This window comes from Nevskia ramosa DSM 11499 (assembly GCF_000420645.1).
In the GTDB taxonomy this organism is placed as follows: domain Bacteria; phylum Pseudomonadota; class Gammaproteobacteria; order Nevskiales; family Nevskiaceae; genus Nevskia; species Nevskia ramosa.
This window is the reverse complement of sequence record NZ_ATVI01000009.1, coordinates 179318-190833: the sequence shown is the minus strand read 5'-3', so window position 1 is coordinate 190833 and position 11516 is coordinate 179318. Positions and strand designations below refer to the sequence as shown.

The 11516-nt window shown below is 63.2% G+C and carries 9 protein-coding genes; 4 read left to right on the top strand and 5 right to left on the bottom strand.

What is annotated here, in order from left to right:
• Positions 1 to 46 precede the first annotated feature (46 nt).
• A complete protein-coding gene (locus G513_RS23570) occupies positions 47 to 1576 on the bottom strand; it encodes a flavin-containing monooxygenase (RefSeq protein ID WP_033418021.1) in 1530 nt (509 codons plus the stop codon).
• A gap of 145 nt (positions 1577 to 1721) precedes the next feature.
• Between G513_RS23570 and G513_RS0116135 the strand changes: the two genes are divergently transcribed.
• The 3 genes from G513_RS0116135 to G513_RS23560 are packed head-to-tail and all read left to right on the top strand — an operon-like array spanning position 1722 to position 6266.
• Complete coding sequence (locus G513_RS0116135) at positions 1722 to 2741, top strand: AraC family transcriptional regulator (protein ID WP_022977897.1); 1020 nt, start codon at positions 1722 to 1724, stop codon at positions 2739 to 2741.
• The gene (locus G513_RS23565; protein WP_022977896.1) at positions 2725 to 3705 is read left to right on the top strand and encodes a glucokinase; all 981 of its coding nucleotides are present in this window, start codon (positions 2725 to 2727) and stop codon (positions 3703 to 3705) included. The genes G513_RS0116135 and G513_RS23565 overlap by 17 nt, the downstream gene beginning before the upstream one ends.
• A gap of 32 nt (positions 3706 to 3737) precedes the next feature.
• Positions 3738 to 6266 carry a glycogen/starch/alpha-glucan phosphorylase gene (locus G513_RS23560; RefSeq protein WP_022977895.1) on the top strand — a complete coding sequence of 843 codons (2529 nt, stop codon included), beginning with the start codon at positions 3738 to 3740 and terminating at the stop codon, positions 6264 to 6266.
• Between the two features lie 52 nt (positions 6267 to 6318).
• Here the strand turns inward: G513_RS23560 and G513_RS0116120 are convergent, their stop codons facing one another.
• From G513_RS0116120 to mddA, 3 genes are all read right to left on the bottom strand, one after another.
• A complete protein-coding gene (locus G513_RS0116120) occupies positions 6319 to 7911 on the bottom strand; it encodes a PGAP1-like alpha/beta domain-containing protein (RefSeq protein ID WP_022977894.1) in 1593 nt (530 codons plus the stop codon).
• Between the two features lie 206 nt (positions 7912 to 8117).
• Complete coding sequence (locus G513_RS0116115) at positions 8118 to 9251, bottom strand: hypothetical protein (RefSeq protein ID WP_022977893.1); 1134 nt, start codon at positions 9249 to 9251, stop codon at positions 8118 to 8120.
• Between the two features lie 63 nt (positions 9252 to 9314).
• Entirely contained in the window at positions 9315 to 10037 is a 723-nt protein-coding gene (gene mddA, locus G513_RS0116110) for a methanethiol S-methyltransferase (RefSeq protein ID WP_022977892.1), read from the bottom strand.
• 236 nt (positions 10038 to 10273) lie between these two features.
• Here mddA and G513_RS0116105 point away from each other — a divergent pair, with 236 nt between their 5' ends.
• Positions 10274 to 11014 (top strand): SDR family NAD(P)-dependent oxidoreductase, encoded by a 741-nt coding sequence (locus tag G513_RS0116105; protein ID WP_022977891.1) that lies wholly within the window; start codon positions 10274 to 10276, stop codon positions 11012 to 11014.
• Positions 11015 to 11079: 65 nt separating this feature from the next.
• On the opposite strand, the gene G513_RS0116100 is transcribed toward G513_RS0116105, so the two are convergent.
• Complete coding sequence (locus G513_RS0116100; RefSeq protein WP_022977890.1) at positions 11080 to 11403, bottom strand: hypothetical protein; 324 nt, start codon at positions 11401 to 11403, stop codon at positions 11080 to 11082.
• Between the last annotated feature and the right edge of the window lie 113 nt (positions 11404 to 11516).

Sequence of the window (11516 nt, the reverse complement as noted above, 5' to 3'; positions counted from 1 at the left end):
TCCCGCTCAGTGCCAGACGGCTATCGCATCGCCGCGCGCCCGCGGCTCAGGCCGCGACCGAGATCGGCTCGACGGACCGCGCTTCGCTGACTTTCGACTGCAGCTCGTAATCGGCCAATTTCAGCTCGGCCACCTGCTTCGCGTACTCGTTCATGTAGCCGACCCAGCTGACCGTGTTGCGGCCATCAGCAGTGATGTACCAGCTCTGGCAACCGGTCTCGTAGACCGAATCTTCCTTGCTGCGCCGGCGCAGCATCAGGTTGTAGTCGCCGATGATGCCGGGCTTGACGTCGAGCCAGCCCAGGCTTTTCTGCTTGAGCGCCTGCACCGCCTGGGTCACGTACTTGGCCTGCGCTTCGAGCATGTAGATGATCGAACCGGCACCGAGGTTGGTGTTCGGGCCATAGAGGATGAACAGGTTCGGGAAGCCGGAGACGGTCATGCCCATGTAGGCCTCTGCCCCGCCCTGCCAGCGTTCGTTGAGGCTCAAACCGCCACGGCCGGTGATCTGCATCGGCGCCAGGAAGCCGGTGGCTTCAAAGCCGGTGCCGTAGATGATGGTGTCGACTTGGCGATGGGTGCCGTCATTGGCGACGACACCGGTCGCGGTGATCTCGCGGATGCCGTCGATGACCAGATCGACGTTCGGCGCGGTCAGCGCCGGCAGCCATTCGTTGGACAGCAGCACGCGCTTGCAGCCGATCGCGTAGTCGGGCGTCAGTTTCCTGCGCATCGCCGGATCCTTCACCTGCCAGCTCATCAAGAATCGGGCGGCGTTGCGGAAGATCGCCGTCGCCGGCTTGTTGAAGCGGGACTGGCGCTGGAGTGCGGAGCCGAGGAATTCGAACCACCAGAAGATCCGCTTGCGATCGAGCGTGTGCAGCACCGGTACCTTGTCGAGCAGGAAGCGCTCGAAAGCGTTGAACTTGCGATCGACCTTCGGCACCGTCCAGCCCGGCGAGCGCTGGTAGACATCCATATGGCCGACGATCGGCTGGATCGCCGGCACGAACTGCACCGAACTCGGGCCGGTGCCGATCACCGCGACTCTCTTGCCGGCGAAGTCGAGGTCATGCCGCCAGCGCGCCGAATGAAAGGTCTGGCCCTGAAAGCTTTCGGCGCCGGGAATCTTCGGAATCTGCGGCTTGTGCAACTGGCCGACCGAGGACACCAGCACATTCGCTTCGGCGGTCGAACCATCGGCGAAGCGCAGGGTCCAGAGGCCGCGTGCTTCGTCGAAGTCCGCCGCTGTCATCTCCTTGCCGAAGCGGATGTGCCTGCGCAGGCCGTATTTGCTGGCCACGTGCTTGAGATAGGCGAGGATTTCCGCCTGCTTGCCGTAGCGATAGGCCCAGGGGTAATGCGGCTCGAACGAGTACGAGTACAGATGCGAGGGCACATCGCAGGCCGCGCCCGGATAGGTGTTCTCGCGCCAGGTGCCGCCCACGTCCTCGCCCTTCTCGTAGATCGTGAACGACTCGATGCCCGCCTTCTGCAAATACACGGCCTGGCCGAGGCCGCCGAATCCGGTGCCGATGATCGCAACGTGGACGGGCGAGGCAGCAGGTTGGGTCATCTTGGTACTCATTTGACGGAACAAACAGGAATCGACGGTGCCGGACTGTAGGCTGCTGCCGCACGACAGGGAATGGTTCGAGCGGACGCTTGCGTGATAGTTTCGGACATCCGCCCTTGCACCTGCCATCAAGCCTGCCGAACCGATGAACCACTGGACCGTACGCCGAGGCGTAGCCAGCACCCGGATGCTCTGCGAGCTGGCAGGCGAACACGGCCTGAGCCCGACGCAATGCCTGCGCGGCGCCGGCATCGCGCTCAGCCACCTGGACGACCCGAGCGGCGAGATCGAAGCCGCGCAGGAATTCCGCGTGATCCGCAACCTGATCCATCTGCTCGGCGAGCAAGGCATCGATGAAGTCGAACTGGCGATCGCGGCAGGTGCCCGCTATCACCTGACGACGATGGGCATCTGGGGTTTTGCGATGGCTTCCAGCGCCACCTTGCGCAGTGCCGTGCACGTCGGCCTGCGCTATCTCGATCTCACCTACAGCGTCAACCGCATCTGGCTCGAAGAGAGCCCGGACTACGCCAGCCTGGTGATCGACGAAGAAGGCACGCCGCCGGAACTGGCTCAGTTCGTGGTGTTGCGCGACATGGCCGCGACCATGACCCTGAACCGCGAACTGCTCGCCGCGCCCGTGCTGCCGCGCGCCGTGCAACTGCGCTTCGCGATCGGCGAAGAGCAGGCAGCGCTGCTGCGGGCCAGCTTTGGCGACCGCTTGAGCCTGGGTGCCGAACGCAACCATCTGCAGTTCGATGCCTGGCTGTTCGACCAGCCGCTGCCGCAGGCCAACGAGCTGATGCGCCAATCCTGCGAAGACCAGTGCCGGCAACTGCTGGCTCGCCGCCGCAGCCGCGCCGGTTTTGCCGGCCGGGTTCGCGATCGCCTGCTGCTGACGCCGGGCCGGATGCCGGACATGGAAGCGATCGCCGCCAGCCTGAACATGACCTCCCGCCACCTGCGCCGCCTGCTCAGCGCCGAAGGCTCCTCGTATCGCGCCCTCGCCGACGAAGTCCGTCAGGCGCTGGCCGAAGAACTGCTGTCCACCGCCCGGATGAAAATGGATGAAGTCGCCGAACGACTCGGTTACGCCGAACGCGCCAGCTTCGCGCACGCCTTCAAGCGCTGGAAAGGAGTGTCGCCCAGTGTCTATCGCGGCTGATCCGGCGGGGCCGGCGCCGGTGCTGCTGGTCGGCGACATCGGCGGCACCAACACGCGGCTGGCGTTCGCCGTTTCGGCAGCCGATGGCTTCCGTCTCGATGAGGTGAGCCGTCACGACACGCCCGAAGACATGCCGGCACTGCTGATGCATCAGCTCGCCGGCCGCAAGGTCGACATCGTCGCCTTCTGCGGCGCCGGGCCGCTGCGCGACGATGGCAGCCTCGCGCTCAGCAACAATCCCTGCGTGCTCGATCCGGTGGCGATCGCCAAGGCCACCGGCGCGCGGCGGGTGATCATCGTCAACGACTTCGAAGCGATCGCCCAGGCGGTACCGGCGCTGCAGCCGGCCGACCTGCACGAGATCCAGCATGGCGTCGAGCACGCCTCGGCGGCGCGGCTGGTGATCGGCCCCGGCACCGGCCTGGGCGTGGCGAGCCTGATCGCTCATGCCGGCGACTGGCTGGTGCTGCCCGGTGAAGGCGGCCATGTCGATCTGGCGCCGGTCGACGATGCCGAGGTCGATGCCTTCCTGAAGCTGCGCGCCAGCCACGGGCCGCTCTCGGCCGAATCGCTGGTATCCGGCAGTGGCTTCGCCAAACTCCACGCCGTACTGAGCGGCGGCCCGGAGCGCGAACCGCCGGATATCGTCGCCGCCGCCCGCAGCGGCGATGCCGTGGCCGTCACGGCGATGCAGATGTTCGCGCGCTGGCTGGGCCGGGTCGCCGGCAATGCCGCGCTGATCGTCGGCGCCCGCGGCGGGGTCTGGATCGCCGGCGGCATCGTGCCCGCCTGGGGCGAAGACTTCGACCGCACCGCGTTCCGCGACGGCTTCTGCGCCAAGCTCGGCTTCGAGCAATGGCTGGCGGCCATCCCCGTGCAGCTGATCGTTCACCCACAGCCCGGGCTGATCGGCCTGGCCCGACTCGCCGCTGCCGCCATCAGCACGAATTTTGCTGGTCACTAGCGATCGCGGCGAACAACACTTGGAGTGAAGCCTTGAACAAGCCGGACCAGTCCCCGCAGGAATTCAGCCGTCGCGAGTCGGACACTGCGGATGACCCAGTGCAGCGCCTGCGCCACGCTTTCCTGCATCACCTGTTCTACACCCAGGGCAAGTTCCCGGCGCTGGCAACCAAGACCGATTACTACCTGGCGCTCGCCTACGCGATCCGCGACCGCCTGCTGCAGCGCTGGATCTCGACCGCCAACGAATATCAGAAGACCGGCGCCCGCACGGTCTGCTACTTCTCGGCCGAGTTCCTGATGGGCCCGCACTTGGGTAACAATTTAATTAACCTCGGCCTGTTCGAAGACGCCCGCAAGGCGATGAGCGAACTGGGCCTGAATCTCGATCAGCTGCTTTACGAGGAAGAGGAACCAGGGCTCGGCAACGGCGGCCTCGGCCGACTCGCCGCCTGCTTCATCGATTCGCTGGCGACGCTGGAAATTCCGTCAATCGGCTACGGCATTCGCTACGAGTTCGGCATCTTCCACCAGACGCTGGTCGAAGGCTGGCAGGTCGAGAAGACCGACAAATGGCTGCGCTACGGCAATCCCTGGGAACTGTGCCGGCCGGAATGGGCGGCAGAGGTCAAGCTCGGCGGTCATACCGAAAGCCGCTGGGACGAACACGGTGCGCTGCACGTGCGCTGGCTGCCGAACCGCACCGTCAACGGCATCCCCTACGACACACCCATCCTCGGCTACCGCAACAACACCGCCAACACCTTGCGGCTGTGGAAGGCGGAAGCGCCGGAATCCTTCGACTTCGACGTCTTCAACCGTGGTGACTACCAGGGCGCGGTGAATCAGAAGGTCATCTCGGAAAACCTGTCGAAGGTGCTCTATCCGAATGACGAGCACGTTGAAGGCAAGGAGCTGCGCCTGGCGCAGCAGTATTTCTTCGTGTCCTGCTCGCTGCAGGACATGCTGCGCATCCTCAAGAGCCAGAAGATCGGCTTCGAACGCTTCCACGAGAAGTTCACCGCCCAGCTCAACGACACCCATCCGGCGATCGCCGTCGCCGAGCTGATGCGCCTGCTGACCGACGAGAACGGCCTGCCCTGGCATCAGGCCTGGGACATCACCCGCAAGACCTTCGGCTACACCAATCACACCCTGCTGCCGGAAGCGCTGGAGCGCTGGCCGCTGGAACTGTTCAAGCGGGTGCTGCCGCGGCATCTGGAAATCATCTACGAGATCAACGCCCGCTTCCTCGAGGAAGTGCGCAACCGCTATTTCGGTGATGGCGAAAAAGCCGCGCGGATGAGCCTGATCGACGAAAGCGGCGAACGCTATGTGCGCATGGCGCATCTGGCCTGCGTCGGCAGTCATGCGATCAATGGCGTTGCAGCACTCCACACCGAACTGCTGAAAGCCGACGTGCTGCACGACTTCCACGAGCTGTGGCCGGAGAAGTTCAGCAACAAGACCAATGGCGTCACGCCGCGACGCTGGATCGTGCTCGCCAATCCGCGACTGACCCGACACATCAGCGGTGCGATCGGCGACGGCTGGGTCAAGGAATTGTCCGAGCTGAAAGGCCTGGAGAAATACGCCGACGATGCCGGCTTCCGCATCGGCTGGCGCGAGATCAAGCGCGCCAACAAACGCGATCTCGCCGATCTGATTCGCAAGCGCTGCAATGTCGCGGTCGACCCATCGTCGATGTTCGACGTGCAGGTCAAGCGCATCCACGAATACAAGCGCCAGCACCTGTCGGCGCTGCACATCATCGCGCTCTATCACCGGCTGAAGTCGAACCCGAACATGGAGATGACGCCGCGCACCTTCATCTTCGGCGGCAAGGCAGCACCTGGTTACTGGATGGCGAAGCTGATGATTCGCCTGATCACCGCGATCGGCGACGTCGTCAATCGCGATCCAGCGGTGCGCGACAAACTACGGGTCGTGTTCCTGCCGAACTTCAGCGTCACCAACGGCCAGCGCATCTATCCGGCCGCTGATCTGTCCGAGCAGATTTCGCTGGCCGGCAAGGAAGCCTCCGGCACCGGCAACATGAAGTTCGCGATGAATGGCGCGCTGACCATCGGCACCATGGACGGCGCCAATATCGAGATTCGCGAGCAGGTGGGCGCCGAGAACTTCTTCCTGTTCGGCATGACCGCCGCGGAAGTCGCCGAGCTCAAGGCCGGCGGCTACCGTCCCGCCGATTGGGTCGAGCGCAATGCCGAACTGAAGGAAGTACTGAGCCTGATCCGCCAGGGTTATTTCAGCCGCGGCGACAGCGAGTTGTTCATGCCGCTGGTCAACAGCCTGGTCAATCACGATCCGTACTGCCTGTTCGCCGACTTCCAGTCCTACTCCGACGCTCACGTCCGCGCCGGTGACGCCTATCTCGACAGCGAAGACTGGACGCGCATGTCGATCCTCAACAGCGCCCGCTCTGGCATCTTCTCCTCCGACCGGACCATCGCCCAATACTGCGATGAAATCTGGAACGTGAAGCCGGTGGTCGTGCCGCTGCTGTCGCAGGAAGATGTGCGCGTGGAGTTCATGTCCTGACGAGCGATGCCACGGAGAGCGTAAGCAATGACGCTCTCCGTGGCTTGTCTCATCAAGTCCAGGAACGGACCTCGATCCGCAGCTTGCCGCTCAGGCCCGGCTTTGATTTCTGTTCGATGGGGATATCGAAAGTCAGCCCTACCGTTTTCTGTGCCGCGTCACGAAGGGCATCGGTATCGGCGCTAACGCCGGGCTTGCCGGGATTGATGTCCTGAAACCCGTACTTCATGCGCCAACCGCCGGGAGCGTCCGCGTCCGGGAATGCTTCGACGACGATCTGCTGGCGATAGATGTAACCGCCTTCGAAGTGGCGCTTCATGAAGATCGAGCCATCCACTTCGTAATCGGGAACCAGCACCTTGAGATCGAACAGAAAGCTGACTGACTTCGACGCCTTGACGCTCTTGTTGGGATCGAGAAAAACCGTGAACAGATGCGGACTTCTGTCGCGATCCGCCGGTCGCCTGGTGCCTTCCTTTCCGGGGAAAAGCTCGTTGTAGCTTCTGAAGATGGCGGAGTTTTCCCGTACCTCACGGCGAGTGATCTGCCAGTTGCAGCCGCGAACGCTGGCGGAACATTCGAACTGGTAGGACGCGCGCACGTTCTTGCCGTCCTCGAAGGATTTCTGTACTTCGGCAGGCAGGCTGATGTCATCGATATCGAGAATGCCGTCGACCCGGACCGTGCCGAACAGGAAGCGCGTCAGGTTCTGGTAGCCCTCCTCGGAATTGACGATGCCGTAGTGTCCCGAATGACTGCGATTCACATAGGCGCGCGGTGATGCCACATCGACACCATCTGCGCCCAGGCCGTGCGTCGTGGCGTTCTCGATGCGCACCAGGCCGTCACTGGCTTCCCCTGCCGCCCAGGCCGAAACGCCGCCAGCCACCGTGTAATCACGTGGATTGGTACCGACCAGATTGAAGATGCGTTCGGGCGGGAAATTGGTCACCACCGAAACATCATCGCCCTTCGGCACGCTGAGATAGCCGGCCATCTTGTCGCGGTTGAAGTTGTTGATGTCGCCGAACGACAGCCAGCCCGGCACGTTGCGGACGATCCGCATGTCGATTCCATTGTGTGGAGTCGCATAGGTGAACACCTTGTCCACGGCCTTGCGAGCCTCTGCGGAGCCCAGCTGCGTGTTCTGCAGGAAGGCCCGGCAGACGAGGCCGCCCATCGAGTGGGCGACCAGATGGACGCGAAAATTCTCCGGCGTCATGTTGTTCTTCGGATCGGCGCACACCTTGTCGCGGAGCCGGAGAATCAATCGGTCCAGTCCCTTCGCGAAGTACTCGATGGGAGGTGTGCCGTTGCCATCGCCGAAGTCCTTCGATGCATCATCGTAGTAGCGATAGATGATGATGCAGCGATAGGGAATGCGATCATCCGGACGTTCGCTGGCCAGCAGATCGTCGCCATCGACGAATACATCCTGGTACTGGTGATCACTCATCAAGCGAACCAGCGGTGATTCGAAGAAGAATTTTCGAACATCACCGGTCCAGGCGACACGCGACTTCGTCGAGCCGACATTGAAGCCCATGTACGGATCGGCGACGGTCTCTTCGATCTCCGATTGCGATGCCGCGAAACCGCGCACATAGATGATCGGATGGTAGGGATGCTGGGATTCGCTGGCCATCGGCCTGTCTCCTGGTGGTCTTGATTCGTACCCTGGGCGGTGACGGACAGATGCCAGGCAAATGCAGACGCATCTCCAGGCCGTACCGAGGCCAGACCGTACATCAGAGATCGACCTCGGTCATCCTTTCAAGCTGTGCAATCGGTCGCAGCTGTGAATGCCCTGTGATTCGAATCACAAGGGCGGATGGCGCCCTCGAAGATCCATCAATGCCTGAGCAGAGCCAGCCCCAGTTCGAGCATGATCAACAGCACGATCGCCGCTTCCATGAAGGCGCCGCGAGCACCGGATGCTTCGTCGTAAAGCGCGGTGTAAGTCTCGCGGATGATCGCCAGCTTGCGATTGACGGCGGCGGTCACGTTGGCAACGCGAAACTGATCCAGCGCCGCCGAGTAGATGCGGGCCAGGTAGACGTCTTCGGTGACCTGCAGCGCGTTGTCGACCTGCTCTGTGATTTCGGTGACTTCCGCCACCAGGGTATGCAGACGTCGGGCCAGACGCGCGAAGCGGCGTGGCGCCAGCAGATTGAAGATGCCGCCTGAACTGCGCTCGGCTTCAACGAGGTCGTACATGCGCGGCAGTTCGTCATCGAGCAGGCCGTCGTAGTAGCGCAGCTCCAGCAGCTGCGCGTTGGCCACCTCGATGACGTCGGCAACGTCGGTTTCCTTGCGCGGCTCGTAGATGAACGCGCGATCCCAGGTCAGCACGACGAGATCATCCTCGTAGTACGAGTAGCGATGGCGGAGCAGATCGCGGCGCGCGCCTTCGGACAGCTTGCGCCGCTCGCCGGACAGCAGCGGCACCAGATCGACTCTTTCCTGCAGTTCCGCCGCCGTCAGCGGCTCGCTCCAGCGATGGACGATGCCGAGCAGGTAGTCCTCCTGCATCGTCGAAACGCCGGGCCGGATCAAGGCCGGCGCCAGAATCTGCCGCAGCGGTTCAAGCAGGTTCTGCCACAGCCCGTTGCCGGCTTCGGGGCCGACGGCATCATCGAGCGCGTTGGCCAGCCGGCTGTACTCCTGCCAGTCGAGATCGGTGACGGCGATGCGCAGCATCAAGCTCACCACGCCGAAATCGTAAAGCCGGGCGCTGACCACCACCGGTAGCACCTGACCTTCGAGCGTCAGGCTGATGCCTTCGAGGCTCAGCAGTACCGGCGGCACTTCGAAAGCCACCGCCTTGGCCGGCGTCATGCTCAGCTGGCTGCGGCTGCTGCTGGTGCGCACCTGGGCTGCCCAGACCGCTTCGGCCTTGGCCAGATCGATTGCGTAGGCGATGTCGAACAGACGCAGCGCCATCAGCGCGCCGGATTCGACCCGGAGTGAATCGGGAGCTTTCATGACTGCATGCTGACAGGTGCCGATGACAGCCCGGCGGCATTGCAGCAGCGTCGTAGCGTGAAATTAGAGGCCCGGCAGGAAACGCCCGGTGCGTGCCACGTAGTCACGGTAGGGCTGGCCCAGTTCGGCCTTCAGGCCTTTCTCCTCGAAATGCACGCCTATGAAGATGTAGATCGACATGCCGAGGCTGAACAGCAGATGGCTGCTGGTCATCACCGGTGTTGCCCAGAAGGCGATGAAGATGCCGCTCATCATCGGATGGCGAATCCAGCGATAGAAGAAGTGCTCCTTGAACGCCACCGGCGTATAGCTGCGACGCACCAGACCCAGCCAGACCTGGCGCAGGCCGAACAGATCGAAGTGGTTGGTCAGGAAGGTCGAGATCAGCACGATCACCCAGCCCAGCGCGGCCAGCGCGTACAGCGCCATCGCCAGCGTTGTGTTGTCGATCTGCCAGACCACACCCGGCAGCGGCTGCCAGTACAGGTAGGTGAGGATCAGCACAATGTTGGTCGCCAGCACATAGCTGCTGCGCTCGACCACCTGCGGCAGAAACTGCGTCAGCCAATGCTTGAAGCCGGGCCGTGCCATGACGCTGTGCTGGATGCCGAACAGCGCGATCAGACCCAGGTCGACGAGCAGCGCGGTTGCCATCGGTCCCGGTTCGCCGCTGCTGACCGATTTCGGCACCACGACATCATTCAGGAAGCCGATCAGATACAGGAACACGGCGAAGAACAGGCTGTAGCAGACAACGCCGTAGACGAAGGACAGGTAGCGGCTCACGGACTTTCTCCCAAGTTTTAAGGTGCAGCAGGCCTGAGTCGCCCCGCCGTCTTTTTGTTGTCAGCAGCGATTAGACGACTGCCCCGCAGACCACGCAAGCATGCGCGGGCAAGCCCTCGAAGTGACGATAGCCCGCTGCATTCCAGCGCCAGCCTTGCCATGCTCGGCGTCCGCTGTTTTCGCCTGAGGATCGCCACCATGAACCTGTCCCTGTCCTGCTCGATGAGCATTGCCCGATGAGCCGCCCGACTGCCGTGGTCATCGGTGTCGGCGCCGAACAAGGTATTGGCGCCGCAGTCTCTCGCCGCTTCGCCGACGCCGGTCATCACGTGCTGGTGGCTGGACGCACGACCGCGAAGATCGAACAGGTGGTGGCGACGATCGTTGCCTCAGGGGGCAGTGCGACCGCAGTGACCACCGATGTCACCAAAGAGACCGACGTGATCCGACTGTTCGATCAGGCGATGTCACCCGGCGCCGGCTTCGAGCCGGCCGATGCCGTGGTGTTCAACGCCGGCAACAACGCGATCATCGATTTCACCCAGCTGACCGCCGCCCAGTTCGAGGATTTCTGGCGGGTCGGTTGCTACGCCGGCTTCCTGGTCGGCCGTGAAGCCGCCAGGCGCTTGTTGCCGCTCGGCCGCGGCACGGTGATCTTCACCGGCGCTTCGGGCAGCCTGCGCGGCAAGCCGGGCTTCGCGCATTTCGCTGCCGCCAAGGCCGGGCTGCGGATGATCACCCAGAGCATGGCGCGCGAGTACGGACCGAAAGGCCTGCACATCGCCCATGTGCTGATCGATGGCGGCGTGGACGGCGATCGCCTGCGCAACTTGCTTCCGGGCTACATCGAGAAGGCTGGCGGCGATGGCCTGCTCGATGTCGATGCGATTGCCGAAAACTACTGGACGCTGCACTGCCAGCAACGCTCGGCCTGGACCCAGGAACTGGATCTGCGGCCGTACAAAGAAGCGTTCTGAGACTGCGCTCAAAAGAAAAGCCGCCCGCGCAAGACGGGCGGCTTTCCGGGAACGACGAACCGCGATCAGCGCTTCGTGGTTTTCTGCAGGTGCGAAAACTTCGCGCGCTTCCAGGCTTCGATCGAGCCGACCCGCGGTGTCTCCAGGGCTTCGTCCGCCTTGACGGCCTTGCCATCGGTTGCGAACAAGGCTGGATTCTTGGCCTTCTGCCAGGCTTCGATCGAATCGGCAGCCGGCCCGGTGTCGGCAGATTCAGGCGCCGGCACGGCGTTCTCCGTGGTCGGATACAGCCAGTGATGCTTGGTTTTCTGCCAGTCGTTGGCCATGGTGGGAGGAGCGATGATGACTGCCGCGAGCGCGGCGATGGTCAGGATGTTCTTGATTGACATGAGGTGTACCTCGTCTCGGACGAAAGGAAAAGTCAGTTCCTTTGGGTGATGGCTGGAAGCCATCGGGCACGAGACCACGGCCGGATACGGCAGCCCGATGCCGTTCCGGCCCG

Excerpts from the sequence above, each read along its gene's own strand:
- G513_RS23570 (WP_033418021.1), bottom strand. The coding sequence starts at position 1,576 with ATGACCCAACCTGCTGCCTCGCCCGTCCACGTTGCGATCATCGGCACC.
- G513_RS0116135 (WP_022977897.1), top strand. The coding sequence starts at position 1,722 with ATGAACCACTGGACCGTACGCCGAGGCGTAGCCAGCACCCGGATGCTC.
- G513_RS0116120 (WP_022977894.1), bottom strand. The coding sequence starts at position 7,911 with ATGGCCAGCGAATCCCAGCATCCCTACCATCCGATCATCTATGTGCGC.
- G513_RS0116115 (WP_022977893.1), bottom strand. The coding sequence starts at position 9,251 with ATGAAAGCTCCCGATTCACTCCGGGTCGAATCCGGCGCGCTGATGGCG.
- G513_RS0116105 (WP_022977891.1), top strand. The coding sequence starts at position 10,274 with ATGAGCCGCCCGACTGCCGTGGTCATCGGTGTCGGCGCCGAACAAGGT.
- G513_RS0116100 (WP_022977890.1), bottom strand. The coding sequence starts at position 11,403 with ATGTCAATCAAGAACATCCTGACCATCGCCGCGCTCGCGGCAGTCATC.